Source organism: Gardnerella swidsinskii, from assembly GCF_003397705.1.
GTDB classification, from domain to species: domain Bacteria; phylum Actinomycetota; class Actinomycetes; order Actinomycetales; family Bifidobacteriaceae; genus Bifidobacterium; species Bifidobacterium swidsinskii.
Window position 1 is genome coordinate 102,313 of the sequence record NZ_QJVB01000004.1, and the last position, 14,850, is coordinate 117,162.

The following is a 14,850-nucleotide window of genomic DNA, read 5'->3' on the forward strand; positions in this document are numbered from 1 at the left end:
TCACCGTTTTTTCGTTACTGGTGCAGTCGTCAGCGCAAATGCCGGAGAACATGCGCGCAATTGGGGACTTACACCCCACATAAGTCCACAAAAACGAGCGCAGCGCTTCGGCAGGTCGTCGCACGCATAAATCCTACTGCACATTAATGATCACTGGCTCGCTGTGAAGCCCTGGCACGCGCTTATGCTCAAGCCGCGCAACGTATGTGCCGCGATCCACCTTCGGTAAATCGTCATCTGCAACACAGCCTTTTCCGACGGTAGTATTGGTATTCCAAGTGATTTTCTTTTCGAAATGATCACCCTTCGCCATAAGCAGCGGCTTTAATGCAGTGTCACAACTATCAGAACGCCATACTGCATGTGATAAGTAGTCAACGCTCTTACTTGCGTCTTTAAAGTCTTTGTTGTCTTTATTATCTTTCTTTTTATTATCTTTAGTTTCTTGCTTACCTTGCGTAACTTCTTCACTACTATTAATAGTTAGAACAGCATTCATATCCGATGCGTCAATAAGGCAAGAAGAGTTTCCTTCGTGCACAAATCGTTCTGTCAACTCAACACTACCGCCCATAGGAACAGTTTGTGACTTAGTAGAAAGCTCAAGACGAATATCTTTATCAGTGCAATGAGGTGTTAATCCAACAGGACGGGGGTCTGGCACTGAATGACGAACAATGGTAACTTCATGACCAGCAATCGCTTTACTAATAGCGGCAATACCCTTGCTCAAGCTAATAACACAAAATATTGCCAACATAATCAAAAGCAACAAAGCAATACCGACAACAATTCTGCGACGACGATACATTCTTCGTTTTGCTGCGCTCATGTTACGTACGGTCTTACGCACGGGTTTGCGCATCGGGTTGCGAACCGATGTTGCACTCGCATTGCGATGCGGCTCACGTGGTGACGTAGTTGGCATTGACATATTTACCATTGTAATACATAAGTCGATGAGATGAACTGTACTCACTACACAAGGTAGACTCTCATACAAAGTAATTAAGCTGTTAATTAAAGAGTTACAAAAGCAGCGTAATGAGTTAGTTACTTAAGGTAATGTTAAAGTGCCATCTGGCAATATAGTGATAAGACTGTCATGATCGAGCGAAGCAATGCATTCGCCAAGTTGTGTTTGATTCGACCATAAATTGTTGATCTCGCAACGTTGCAATACCTGCTGTTTTTTATGTGCTTCACGCAATGCCTGCAAAATAATGCCGCGCACTTGCCGATTAGTGCCGGCAAAATGCTGCTGGGGGCGGGTATGGCGGCCAAGACCTGGAAATCCAGCAGCTTTGAAACGGCACCATGTTTGCAAAGGACATGCAGTGCATTGCGGAGATCGTGCTGTGCAAATGGTAGCACCAATTTCCATAATTGCCTGATTCCAAACGGATGAAGTGCAGGTAGTGTTGGTGGTGTTAGTAGCGTTAGCAGTGGCAGTAGTAACATGATTATCTTCTGGCAATACTGCGGCAGCAAGCTCGCGGTCAGATTGCGTTGTGCTGCCACCATGCGATTCAGTTCCAGTAAAAGCGCGCATAAGTACGCGGCGAATATTTGTATCAATCACCGCAATGTGCTTGCCATAAGCAAAGCTGAGTATTGCACTTGCTGTGTAATCGCCTACACCTGGCAAGGCAATAAGTTCTTCATAGGTGCATGGCAGCTTATTGCGATATCTTGTTGCTACAACTTGAGCACAAGATTGTAAACGTAACGCGCGTCGAGGGTAGCCGAGGCGACCCCAAGCTGTAATAATTTCAGCACTCGTAGCGTGAGCTAGTGATTGTGCATCTGGCCAAGTTTGCATCCAAGTGAGCCAATAGGGTACAACACGGCTCATTTGCGTTTGCTGGCTCATTACTTCACACACAAGCACACCCCAAGGGGTAGTGTGCCCAAATCTCCAAGGCAAATCGCGTGCACAACTATGCCAAAAAAGTGCAACATTATCGCGCGTAAGTGTTGCCAATTCGCGCAATGGCTGAGAAGTTTCTTCGGTGAGATGTTCTTCGGGGAGAGATTGTGAATCTTGTTGCATGCTTAATTATGTAAACGTCGTATACTTTTGTGATTACTTTCCGCCTGTAAAACCGAGTTGTCTCCACGCTTCATACACTGCAATAGAAGCGCAATTTGTAAGATTCAAACTACGAAGTGACGGGCGCATAGGAAGACGCACCTGCTCTGCCACGTGCGGGCCTGCCATAACATCCATTGGATCAGGAATATCTCCTGGTTCTGGTCCAAAAAGCAGAATATCGTTCGGCTTATATTCAATTTCAGTGTAAAGTTTCGTAGCATTCGCAGTAAACGCAATAATTCGCGAATTTGGCATTGACTCAACTAAATTCTCAAAATTTGGGTGCAAAACAACGTGAGCCATATCGTGATAATCCAAGCCTGCGCGACGTAATTTAGTATCGTGCAAATTAAAACCAAGCGGCTCAACCAAGTGCAAAATAGTGCCAGTTACAGCGCAAAGTCGAATTGCGGAACCTGTATTTCCTGGAATACGAGGGGAGTAGAAGCAAAGGTGAGGAGTGTGCGTTTCTGCGCGCGCTGCGTCGTCGGCGCTGAGCATTGCGTCCATAACGCTAATTGGATTTCCGTGAGCGTCGGTTACAAGCTCGTCTGGGCCATAATTTGATTTGCGGTAGCCGTACTCGTACATTTGCTCTACGCGGCTTGCTGCTGCTTTGTGTGCTTCTGTTTGCTTTTCGGTTTTGGCTGCGGCTTCTTGCGTATTCTCGCTGTTATTCATGCTATTCCTTAGCTTTTTAAGTATCTTTACGTAACTTCGTAATCGTAACGTATTTAGTTTACTCGCAACTTGTATCGTTTGCCGTGGCGCGAGTTTTGGGGGATTTCTCTCTTCGCATGTGCTACGACCTGCTTGAGCGCAGCATTGTGCGCGCGAAAGCAACTCGGAGCGTGAGCTTGCTCAAGTTGAAAGCACGGTGTGCTTTCAACGCAAGCTCAGTAGCGAGCGCGCTTTGCGCGTGAGCGTTCCTTCGTCGCTCTATTCTTAAACTTTTTTAACGATAAGCTCGCGTTTTATTACGCTCGCTTGCGAAACTCGCGTTGGAAGTCCACTGGACTTCCAACTTAAGCGAGTTTCCGCATTGAAGTGCCTCCGCGCACTACGCTTTAAGCGCTCCGGCAAGTCAATGCGCAGTCCTCTTTTAGTGCTCGTAAAGAAATCCCCCAAACTCTGCATGCTAATTCGTTAATAACCGTGCCTTATCGCAGAGATTTTTCGATTTTTCTTCTTCACTCGGCGAATCAGCAGCCTACGGCTCTGACGTTCGCCTCGCTCAGTGCGAAAAATCTCAAATCTCACCACACGAATATTCGTTCCACTGAAGTAGAGAATATTAAGCATCCCAGAAATTGCAAGCGCTAGAGCGGACTTTTTTTATTAATAAGGAAGTCTTTAGTTTTTGGTAAAGTAGAGGTTCTGTGTAAGGTGTGTCATATAGCGGGCATGCTCATGGAACCGAAGAAGGCGCCCGCGCATCGCAACTTGCTTATTTGGCAGTTTCGTTTGCCGCGATTTTCTTTAGTTTTTCAAAGATTAAATAGTTAACTAGCGAGTGATAAAGGAACGTCCATTGGCTGCTGAACAAGCTATGACGAGCACCACGAAAGTCATCGCACGTGCTGACGAACATGATATTAAGTTGCATAAAGCGTCAGATCGTGTGAATTTTGGCTCCATTTGTGAGCCTATTGATGTGCCATACCTCCTCGGCGTGCAAACCGACAGCTTTGATTGGTTGATCGGCTCTGAACGCTGGAAGAAGCGCGTTGCAGAAGATGAAGCAAACGGAACTCACACCGTGCCTCATGTTTCTGGTCTCGATGAAGTCTTCCAGGAGATTTCCCCAATTGAGAACTTTGCTGAGACAATGAGTCTCACATTCTCTGATCCATACTTTGAAGAGCCACGCCACACTGTGCTCGAGTGCAAGGAAAAGGATTACACCTATTCTGCTCCACTTTATGTGAATGCTGAGTTTGAAAACGGCGAAACCGGTGAAATTAAGAGCCAAACTGTTTTCATGGGTGATTTCCCACTTCAAACTCCACACGGTACTTTTATTATTGGCGGCACCGAGCGAGTAATTGTTTCGCAGCTTGTGCGCTCTCCAGGCGTGTATTTTGATCGCACGCAGGATCGCACTTCCGACAAGGATGTTTTCGGTGCGAAGATTATTCCAAGCCGCGGTGCATGGCTGGAATTTGAGATCGACAAGCGTGACGTTTTAGGCGTTCGCGTTGACCGCAAGCGTAAGCAGTCTGCAATCGTATTCCTTATGGCTATTGGCATGACGAAAGACGAAATTGCCGATGCTTTCCAAGGATACCCACTTGTTTTGGATGCGCTCGCAAAAGAGCCTATCGAAACGCAAGACGATGCACTTACCGATTTGTACCGTAAGATTCGCCCTGCAGATACTGCAACTCCAGAAGCTGGTCGCAACCTTCTCGATTCCTTCTACTTCAACACAAAGCGTTACGATTTGGCTCGCGTTGGTCGCTATAAGATCAACCGCAAGCTCGGCATTGAAGCAGATTACAGCGATCGTAGCTTGAACCGCGAAGATATTATCGCAACTATTAAGTACTTGGTAACGTTGCATTCCGGCGAAAAAACCTTCCCAGGTAAGCGCGACGGTCAAGACGTGCAGTTGCGCGTTGACGTTGACGATATCGATCATTTCGGCAACCGTCGTATTCGTCAGGTTGGCGAGCTTGTGCAGAATCAGCTTCGTACCGGCTTAAGCCGCATGGAGCGCGTTGTGCGCGAACGTATGACAACTCAGGATGCAGAGGCAATTACTCCTCAGTCCTTGATTAACATTCGTCCAGTAAACGCAACTATTAAGGAATTCTTCGGAACTTCCCAGCTCAGCCAGTTTATGGATCAAAACAATCCTTTGGCAGGAGTTACGAACAAGCGTCGTCTTTCCGCACTTGGTCCTGGTGGTCTTTCTCGCGATCGCGCTTCTATGGAAGTTCGAGACGTGCACCCATCCCACTTCGGACGTATGTGCCCAATCGAATCCCCAGAAGGTCCAAACATCGGTCTTATCGGTTCTTTGGCAACCTTCGGACGCATCAACCCATTCGGCTTCATCGAAACCCCATACCGCAAGGTTGTGAATGGTCACGTAACTAACGAAGTTGAATACATGACTGCAGACCGCGAAGCCGAGCACGTTATTGCTCAAGCAAACCAGGAACTCGACGAAAACGGCAACTTCGTTGGCACTCAAGCACTTGCTCGCGTGGACGAAGAAGAAGCAGTCGATGTGCCTGTAAGCACTGTAGATTACATGGATGTTTCCCCACGTCAGATGGTTTCCCTTGGTGCTTCCTTGATTCCATTCTTGGAGCACGATGAAGGTCACCGTGCATTGATGGGTACGAACATGCAGCGTCAGGCTGTGCCGCTTATTAAGTCGGAGCGACCACTTGTTGGTACCGGTTCTGAATGGCGTGCAGCAGTTGATTCTGGCGACGTAATCTTGGCTGAAAAGCCGGGCGTAGTAACTTACGTTTCTGCAGATATTATTCGCGTTATGAACGACGATGGAACTCAGTCCAGCTACAAGCTTTCAAAGTTCCAGCGTTCTAACCAGACTACTTGCTACAACCAAGTGCCGCTTATTAAAGATGGTGAGCGTGTTGAAGCTGGTACTGTTTTGGCAGACGGTCCTGCAACCGAAAAGGGCGAACTTGCATTGGGTAAGAACTTGCTCGTTGCATTCATGCCTTGGAACGGTTACAACTACGAGGATGCTGTGATTATTTCCCAGCGTCTTGTGCAAGATGATACGCTTTCTTCTATTCACATTGAAGAATACGAAATCGACGCTCGTGAAACCAAGCTTGGTTCCGAAGAGATTACTCGTGACTTGCCAAACGTTGGTGAAGATGCGATTGCAAATCTTGACGAGCGCGGCATTATTCGCATCGGCGCTGAAGTCGAAGCCGGCGATATTTTGGTTGGTAAGGTAACTCCTAAGGGCGAAACCGAGCTTACTCCAGAAGAGCGTTTGCTTCGTGCAATCTTCGGTGAAAAGAGCCGCGAAGTGCGCGATACTTCTTTGCGCGTGCCACACGGTGAGACTGGTACTGTGATTGCAGTTAAGGAAATCACTCGTGAAGACGCTGAAGACGACGGTGACGAGCTTCCAAACGGCGTGAACCAAATGATTCGCGTTTACATTGCTCAGCATCGTAAGATTACGCAAGGCGATAAGCTTTCCGGTCGTCACGGCAACAAGGGTGTTATTTCCCGCATTTTGCCAGAAGAAGATATGCCATTCTTGGCTGATGGTACTCCAGTTGACATCATGCTTAACCCGTTGGGTGTGCCTTCTCGAATGAACTTGGGTCAGGTGCTCGAGCTTCACTTGGGTTGGATTGCTCACGCTGGCTGGGATATTAACTTGGATCCAGACTTGGAAGCAGCTTGGAAGAAGTACGTGCCGCAAGGTGCTGAGCATGGCGATCCATGCACTCCAGTTGCAACACCAGTATTCGACGGCGTGCGCCCAGAAACTTTGAAGGGCTTGCTTTCTACAACACTCGCAAATCGCGATGGTGACAAGCTTGTTGGCTCCGACGGTAAGGCAACCTTATTCGACGGTCGTACTGGTGAGCCATTCCCGAAGCCAATTTCTGTGGGCTACATGTACATTTTGAAGCTGCATCACTTGGTTGATGATAAGATTCACGCACGTTCCACTGGTCCTTACTCCATGATTACCCAGCAGCCGTTGGGTGGTAAGGCTCAGTTCGGCGGTCAGCGCTTCGGCGAAATGGAAGTGTGGGCGCTCGAGGCTTATGGTGCTGCTTACACATTGCACGAAATGATGACTACGAAGTCTGATGACGTCGACGGTCGCGTGCGCGTGTATGGTGCTATCGTCAAGGGCGATAACCTGCCACCAGCTGGCATTCCTGAATCCTTCAAGGTGTTGCTTAAGGAAATGCAGTCGCTTTCCCTTAATGTTGAAGTGTTGAACGCTGAAGGCGTTGCAATCGACATGAAGGATGAAGAGGACGACCCAGTTTCATCTTCCGACGATCTTGGCTTCAATATTGGCGCTCGACCAGATTCGTCCGCCAAGGAAGATCAGATTGCTGTTGAACCTGAATACCAGTGATTCGGTAACGAACACACTTTAAGAAATTAAGAAACATTAGAAAACAATTTCATGAGACAGGACGATAAGAGTGCTGGACGTCAACGCATTTGACAAACTGAGGATTGGACTGGCCACCGCCGAAGATATCCGTAGCTGGAGCCACGGCGAAGTAAAGAAGCCAGAAACCATTAATTACCGTACCCTAAAGCCAGAGAAGGACGGTCTGTTCGGTGAGCAGATCTTCGGTCCAACTCGCGATTGGGAGTGCGCGTGTGGTAAGTATAAGCGCGTGCGCTTTAAGGGAATCGTGTGCGAGCGATGCGGCGTGGAAGTTACCCGCAGCCGCGTTCGCCGCGAACGCATGGGTCATATTGAGCTTGCAGCTCCGGTAACGCACATTTGGTTCTTCAAGGGTGTGCCAAGCCGTTTGGGCTACTTGCTCGACATTGCACCTAAGGATCTTGAAAAAGTAATCTACTTCGCAGCCTACATGGTTACGAAAGTCGACGAAGAACAGCGTCATCAAGATCTTCCAGATTTGCAAGACGAATTCGATACCGAAATCGGCAACCTTCGCAAGCGCCGCGATAACGAAATTGAAGCGCGCGCAAAGAAAGTTGAAGAAGACTTGCACGAGCTGGAAGAATCTGGCGAAAGCAAAGGTGCTGCAAAATCTAAGCTGCGCGCTAGTGCAGAACGCGAAATGTCTGCTATTCGCACCCGTTACGACGAGCAGATTCAGCGTTTGAATGCCGTGTTCGACCGCTTCAAGGGCTTGCGTGCCGGAGACATGGAAGGCGACGTTGACTTGTGGCGCGAGATGGAAGATCGCTACGGTGACTACTTCGAAGGCTGCATGGGTGCTGAAGCTATTAAGAAGCGTTTGCAGGACTTCGATTTGAAGTCTGCCGCAGAGGAGCTTCGCGCAGAAATCGACAACGGAACCGGTCAGCGCAAGGCTCGCGCTTTGAAGCGACTGAAGGTTGTAAACGCATTCTTGACTACTGGAAACAAGCCAGAAGCTATGGTTTTGGACGTAATTCCAGTAATCCCACCAGATTTGCGACCAATGGTTCAGCTCGATGGTGGTCGTTTTGCAACTTCCGATTTGAACGATTTGTACCGTCGCGTAATCAACCGTAACAACCGTTTGAAGCGACTTATTGAGCTCGGCGCTCCTGAAATCATGCTTAATAACGAAAAGCGCATGCTTCAGGAAGCAGTCGATTCGCTCTTCGACAACGGTCGCCGCGGACGCCCAGTAACCGGCGCATCCAACCGACCATTAAAGTCGCTTTCCGACATGCTTAAGGGTAAGCAAGGTCGATTCCGTCAGAACTTGCTCGGTAAGCGTGTTGATTACTCCGGCCGTTCCGTAATCGTCGTTGGTCCAAGTCTTCGCATGCATCAGTGCGGTTTGCCAAAGCCAATGGCATTGGAGCTGTTTAAGCCGTTCGTTATTAAGCGTTTGGTAGATCAGGGCTTTGCTCAGAATATGAAGAGCGCAAAGCGTTTGGTTGACCGCGGCGACTCCGAAGTTTGGGGCGTCTTGGAGGAAGTTATTTCCGAGCATCCTGTGCTTCTTAACCGCGCACCTACACTTCACCGCTTGGGTATTCAAGCATTTGAGCCAATTTTGGTTGAAGGTAAAGCAATCCACCTGCCACCACTTGCCTGCGCAGCATTCAACGCAGACTTCGATGGTGACCAGATGGCAGTGCATCTTCCGCTTTCTGCAGAAGCTCAAGCCGAAGCACGCACTTTGATGATGGCTTCCGACAATATCTTGAAGCCAGCAGACGGTCACACCGTTACAATGCCTTCTCAGGATATGATTCTGGGTCTTTACTACTTGTCTACCGTAATTGACGGAGCAAAGGGTCAGGGTCGTATTTTCTCCTCGCTTGCTGAAGCTGAAATGGCTCTCGACAAGCATGAGATTGACATGCAAGCTAAGGTGCTGATTCGAGTTCCTGCAGACTTCGTATTGCCAAAGAATTGGGAGCCTGCTGAGCTTAAGGTTGTCGACCCTGAGCCAGGCAGCCCGGACGTTGTGCGCGAAGAGCGTTTTAAGGACGGAACTGTACTGTTTGCAACTTCTTGCGGACGCATTTTGTTCAACGGAACTTTGCCAGTCGACTATCCGTTCGTAAACGAGCAGGTGCCAAAGGGCGTACTTTCTAAGATCGTCGACGAAATTGCAACCCGCTATTCTACAGCTCAAGTTGCAGCAACACTCGACGCTTTGAAGGATCTCGGCTTTACTCGCGCTCCTTGGTCTGGCGTAACGATGGCATTCTCCGACATTGTGCTTCCTCCAAATCGCGAACAAATCGCGCAAGATTACGAGGATCAGGCTGCAAAAATCAACTCCCAGTACGATATGGGTCTTCTTACCGACGAAGAACGTCGTCAAGAGTTGATTAACTTGTGGACTGAATGCACCGACAAGGTTGCAGACGCAATGCGCGAAAACTTCCACGACGACAACAACGTGAACATCATGGTTCAGTCAGGCGCACGTGGTAACTGGATGCAGATTCGCCAGATTGCTGGTATGCGAGGCCTCGTGGCAAACCCTAAGGGCGAGATTATTCCTCGACCTGTTAAGTCAAACTACCGCGACGGCTTGTCTGTGTTGGAGTACTTCATCTCCCAGCACGGCGCTCGTAAGGGCCTGGCAGATACCGCACTTCGTACGGCAGAATCTGGCTACTTGACTCGTCGTCTTGTGGACGTTTCGCAGGAAGTAATCGTTCGCGAAGAAGATTGTGGCACTAAGCGCGGTCTTATGATGAAGATTGCTGATCGCGACGAAAACGGCAATTTGACGCTTGTTAAGGCTGCTGATGGCGGTCCATACTCGCGCTTGCTTGCTGCAGACGTGCTCGATCCTGCTGACGGCACTACAGTTTTGGCAAAGTGCGGAGATGCGCTTTCTATGGACGTTTTGCGCGATTTGGTTGCGCACGGCGTTGAGGAAGTTAAGGCGCGTTCTGTGCTTACTTGCGAATCTAAGCGCGGCGTTTGCGCAAAGTGCTACGGATGGTCCTTGGCTACGAGCCGACTCGTGGATGTTGGCGAGGCTGTTGGTATTGTTGCAGCACAGTCCATTGGTGAGCCTGGTACGCAGCTTACGCTTCGTTCCTTCCACTCTGGTGGCGTCGCTTCGGCTTCTGATATTACTCAGGGTCTTCCTCGTGTTACGGAGCTTTTCGAGGCTCGTACTCCTAAGGGTGAGGCTCCAATCGCTGAGTTCCCAGGCGTTGTGAAGGTTGAGGATACTGACCATGGTCGTCAGGTGACTTTGACTCCAGACGACACTACGGTTGAGCCAATCGTTTACCCTGTGACGCGTCGTGCGCCAATGCTGGTAAAGGATGGCGAGCATGTTGACGTTGGTACGCAGCTGATTGAGGGTTCTGTGGATCCTAAGAAGATTTTGCGAATCCTTGGTCCGCGCGCAGCTCAGGTGAATATTGTGGAAGAAGTTCACAACGTTTACCGTTCTCAGGGCGTTGATATTCACGACAAGCACATTGAAGTTATTGTGCACCAGATGCTTCGCCGTATTACGGTGATCGATTCTGGCGATACGGATCTTCTTCCAGGTGAGCTTGTGGATCAGGCAAAGTTCCGTGAGGCAAACTTGGCTGCCGTTAAGAACGGTGGCAAGCCTGCTGCTGGTCGACCAGAGCTTATGGGTATTACCAAGGCTTCTTTGGCTACGGATTCTTGGCTTTCTGCAGCATCGTTCCAGGAGACTACGCGCGTGCTTACTGAGGCCGCCTTAAGCCAGAAGGAAGATGACCTCAAGGGCTTGAAGGAGAACGTGATTATCGGTAAGCTCATCCCAGCTGGTACCGGTTTGGCGCGTTACCGCAACGCTAACGTGGAGCCGGATCCTCAGGTGCGTGACTCTATTTATCCGAACTTTGGTTTGGGTGGTGCAGATAGCACGCCTTCGAACTTCGGTGAGAGCGATATGGGCGATGTTGACTTCTCCAACATTGATTTTGGCGACATGAAGCTCGGCGACGACTTTAATCCAGATGATTACCTTGATGATCAGGGTGGTCAGGGTGATTACGGCGACGAAGCTGAGTGACGCTAGTCTGATATAAAAATGGGGCTTCAAGCTTTCGGGCTTGAAGCCCCATTTTGTTACTGGCACAGTATGCTTTCTGCGTTAATAACGTATAATGCCGTTTTTTCGTTACTGGGCAGCGTGACGACCTGCTTTCGCGCATAGAGCGTAGCGCGCGAAAGCAATTCGGAGCGGAAACTCGCTTAAGTTGAAAGCACAGTGTGCTTTCAACGCGAGTTTCGCAAGCGAGCGCGCAATCTGCGCGAGCATTAACTGCGTGCGTGTCTGATTTTGCTTGTTTTGGGACACTAGTGCAGTACTGTTTCTGCGTGCGTGTCTGATTTTGCCTACTTTCGGACACTGGCGCAGTCGGCTTACTGCATGAGTAACACATGAATCGTACTACAACACCTTTTAACCACAATGTTATAAATTTATTGTCTATTCATCGTATTCTCAAATAACTTCAGTAGTATGCCTAAAACTAACAACGAAATGATACGTATGATAAGAGACGCTGAAATAGAGCATAGATGCATCCTACCTATTAATTCAGCTCAAAAACTAATAAATCTACGCACGATGTTGTTTATTTGTTGCTGGCGCAGTTGATTTAAAAAAGTTACGCAGTAAAAGTTACGCAGTACGTGGCGTATTGGGAAAGATATTTAGATAATGTTGGGGGCATTATGGCAGAAGAGAAGAAAGAGATTGTGATAATAGATGAAACTACGATTAAAAGTAAGATTCACTATATAAGAAATCAAAAAGTTATGCTTGATTCGGATTTAGCTGAAATTTATGGATACTCTACAAAAAGATTTAACGAACAGGTTAAAAGGAATATTGAAAAATTTGATGACGATTTTATGTTTCAATTAACCGGTGAAGAAGTATATGAACTTTCAAGGTACCGTTTTGGCACCTTGAACGATGGGCAAGTATATGAACGTTCAAGGTCGCATTTTGCGACCTTGAACAAAGCGCAAGGCAGAGGCAGTAACATTAAATACAAGCCATATGTTTTCACAGAACAGGGCATCTATATGCTTATGACTGTATTAAGGGGAGAACTGGCAGTTAAACAGAGCAAGGCTTTAATACGAATGTTCAAGCAGATGAAAGACTTCATTGTTGAAAATAGAGACTTTCTTAGTTCAAAAGAAATGACGCAACTGTTATTGCAAACAAGCCAAAATACAAATGATATAATGCAGCATTCAAAAGAAATAGCAAATATAAACGATAAAATTAGCACTTTGGCAACAAAAGAAGATTTGAAAAAGGTAATGGATAATTTTATAGATAGTAACACCTACAAGCATTTTCTTTTGCTGAATGGAGATAAGATAGAAGCAGATGTTGCCTATACAAAAATATATAAGTCAGCAAAGAAAAGCATTTATGTTATAGATAACTATATAGGGCTTAAAACTTTGGAACTTTTAAGGGCTGCAAGAGATAACATACAAATCATAGTTTTTAGCGATAATGTAAGAAATAAAGATATGCTTACAAAAAATATTTTAGATGATTTTAGAAAAGATTATCCTAATATAGACCTGAATCTGAAGGTATCCGATAAAAAATACCACGATAAATATATTGCACTAGATTTTGGGACAGAAAATGAAGTCTTTTATCTTTGTGGAGCATCATCAAAGGATGCGGGAAATAAAATATCAAGTATTACTCAAATAGAAGAATCATCTAAGGATATGTATCATACAATGTTTGCTGGAATGTTAAACAATAAGAATTTGAAAATTTAATACACAAAGAGCAAAGTAGGAAGTTGTATGAACTTTAAAAGGCGGTAGAAGCGAAAATCTATCGTCTTTTTAATTACTGCAAATTAGAGAGCGCGTGTTTTCTGCGTTAGTGTCTGATTTTGCTTGTTTTGGGACACTGGCGCAGTACTGTTTCTGCGTTAGGGTTGCTGGTTGCTTGTTTTGACAAGATGTATACAAGCGATTATGCTATATATAACATAAGCAGGGGGTTGTGGAATTGTTTGATGTGATTTTTTACAGTGATAAGGATGGTGATAAGCCAGTACGCGAGTTTATTAAAAGTTTAGATGTCAAGTTGCGCGCGAAGGTGGTTTCTGATTTGCATCGCTTGGAGATGTTGGGAAACGATGCGAGGGAGCCGCTTAGTAAGCATGTTGGCAACCATATTTTTGAGCTTCGCACTATTTTAGGTAGCAACATAGTGCGTATTTTATACTTTTTTGATGCGGATAAGATCATTGTTGCCACCAACGGATTCGTTAAAAAGCAGCAGAAAACTCCGCGTAGTGAAATATTGGTCGCTATGCAGAGAAGGGCTGAATATTTTAATAGAAAGATGGGCTTGTGATGGAAAAGCAAGAGTTGCAGGGAACGTGCGTAGTGCAGGAAAAGCAAGAGTTGCAGGGAACGTGCGTAGTGCGAGGAACGCGAGTAATGCAGAGAAAGCAAGAGTTGCTGCGAACGTGCGCAGTGCAGGAAATGCACGTAGTGCGGGGAACACGAGTAATGCAGAGAAAGCAAGAGTTGCGGCGAATGCGCGCAGTGCAGGGAGCGCGTGCAGTGCAGGAAACGCGAATGAATGATTTGCATGAACTCACGGACGAGCTTATGAAGGATCCCGAGTTCAAGAAAGAGTATGATGCGCTTCAGCCGGAAAGAGACTTGACTATGTCGCTTGTGATGGCGAGAAAAAGGGCTGGTTTGACTCAGGCTGAGCTGTCGGAGAAGACGGGTATAAGTCAGTCGGATATTAGCAGGTTGGAAAATGGTTCGAGGAATCCGACTATTGCGCTTTTGAATCGTATTGCAAATGCTTTGAACGCGACTTGTAGGATTGAGTTTGTGCCGAATGCGCGTTGACGTGTTTTAGCGCTGCGATTTAGCGCTCAACTTGCCTTGTACTTTCCAAACGAACTTGTTGGAAATTCCGACAGGTTGACTTTTCGTTAGGAATATAAAGAAAGCACAATCGTGTGCGCGCTTGCGTGGAAAGCCCAGCATAATTTCTAAAGCACAGCCACACTAGCCTGCCCTGCCTTCGTCTTTGTTGACGAAGGCAGACCTCGCTTGCGTTGAAAGCACACTGTGCTTTCAACTCTGAGCAAGCTCGGCGTTCCGAGTTGCTTTCGCGCGCTAAATCGCTGCGCTCAAGCAGGTCGTCGCGCGTGGAAAGCCCAGTGGGCTTTCCGCATTATGCAAGCGCTACCGCATTGAGCTTGCTTGAAGCGCGCAATGCAGCTTCAAGCAAGGGCAATGCGACACGCCGATGGTTTGAGTTTTGAGAAAAAATAAAAAACGCAAAAAACAAAAAGAGCTGGTTATTTGACACCCCTCAAACCCGTTGTTTTTCAACGATTTTTGTACCGGGGGGGGGGTAGATGCTCAGAAACATAAACATTTGACTGTGTTATACTACATCTCATTTTTCGTTTAAATATCGATTAATATTATATGTACTCACGGTTGAGCGTTATCGCGCAATTTGCGAAAAATAGCTAAATGATGAAAGTTTGCAGTTGTATTTCTGCGTTCGCATCTGTGTGTTTGCACTGATGCTGTCGTCAATGCAATTGTC

At 47.1% G+C, this 14,850-nt stretch carries 8 protein-coding genes; 5 read left to right on the forward strand and 3 right to left on the reverse strand.

Annotated elements, in window-relative coordinates; genetic code table 11:
- Positions 1–133 precede the first annotated feature (133 nt).
- From D0T18_RS05890 to D0T18_RS05900, 3 genes are all read right to left on the reverse strand, one after another.
- Positions 134–943, reverse strand: coding sequence for a hypothetical protein (locus D0T18_RS05890; protein ID WP_219705480.1), 810 nt, complete (start codon positions 941–943; stop codon positions 134–136).
- 114 nt (positions 944–1,057) lie between these two features.
- Entirely contained in the window at positions 1,058–2,053 is a 996-nt protein-coding gene (locus D0T18_RS05895) for an HhH-GPD family protein (RefSeq protein WP_103013911.1), read from the reverse strand.
- 33 nt (positions 2,054–2,086) lie between these two features.
- Positions 2,087–2,776 (reverse strand): tRNA (cytidine(34)-2'-O)-methyltransferase, encoded by a 690-nt coding sequence (locus D0T18_RS05900; protein WP_012914445.1) that lies wholly within the window; start codon positions 2,774–2,776, stop codon positions 2,087–2,089.
- Positions 2,777–3,644: 868 nt separating this feature from the next.
- Between D0T18_RS05900 and rpoB the strand changes: the two genes are divergently transcribed.
- From rpoB to D0T18_RS05935, 5 genes are all read left to right on the forward strand, one after another.
- Complete coding sequence (rpoB, locus tag D0T18_RS05915) at positions 3,645–7,193, forward strand: DNA-directed RNA polymerase subunit beta (protein WP_033888523.1); 3,549 nt, start codon at positions 3,645–3,647, stop codon at positions 7,191–7,193.
- Positions 7,194–7,263: 70 nt separating this feature from the next.
- On the forward strand, positions 7,264–11,283 hold the full coding sequence (locus D0T18_RS05920) for a DNA-directed RNA polymerase subunit beta' (protein ID WP_103013812.1): 4,020 nt from the start codon (positions 7,264–7,266) through the stop codon (positions 11,281–11,283).
- 668 nt (positions 11,284–11,951) lie between these two features.
- Positions 11,952–13,034, forward strand: a complete 1,083-nt coding sequence (locus tag D0T18_RS05925) for an ORF6N domain-containing protein (RefSeq protein ID WP_116440671.1) — start codon at positions 11,952–11,954, stop codon at positions 13,032–13,034.
- 232 nt (positions 13,035–13,266) lie between these two features.
- Positions 13,267–13,623, forward strand: a complete 357-nt coding sequence (locus D0T18_RS05930) for a type II toxin-antitoxin system RelE/ParE family toxin (protein WP_004109288.1) — start codon at positions 13,267–13,269, stop codon at positions 13,621–13,623.
- A 158-nt stretch (positions 13,624–13,781) separates the two neighbouring features.
- Entirely contained in the window at positions 13,782–14,135 is a 354-nt protein-coding gene (locus D0T18_RS05935; RefSeq protein WP_240318297.1) for a helix-turn-helix domain-containing protein, read from the forward strand.
- Positions 14,136–14,850: the final 715 nt, after the last annotated feature.

Excerpts from the sequence above, each read along its gene's own strand:
- D0T18_RS05895 (WP_103013911.1), bottom strand. The coding sequence starts at position 2,053 with ATGCAACAAGATTCACAATCTCTCCCCGAAGAACATCTCACCGAAGAA.
- rpoB (WP_033888523.1), top strand. The coding sequence starts at position 3,645 with ATGACGAGCACCACGAAAGTCATCGCACGTGCTGACGAACATGATATT.
- D0T18_RS05900 (WP_012914445.1), bottom strand. The coding sequence starts at position 2,776 with ATGAATAACAGCGAGAATACGCAAGAAGCCGCAGCCAAAACCGAAAAG.
- D0T18_RS05925 (WP_116440671.1), top strand. The coding sequence starts at position 11,952 with ATGGCAGAAGAGAAGAAAGAGATTGTGATAATAGATGAAACTACGATT.
- D0T18_RS05935 (WP_240318297.1), top strand. The coding sequence starts at position 13,782 with ATGCAGAGAAAGCAAGAGTTGCGGCGAATGCGCGCAGTGCAGGGAGCG.
- D0T18_RS05890 (WP_219705480.1), bottom strand. The coding sequence starts at position 943 with ATGGTAAATATGTCAATGCCAACTACGTCACCACGTGAGCCGCATCGC.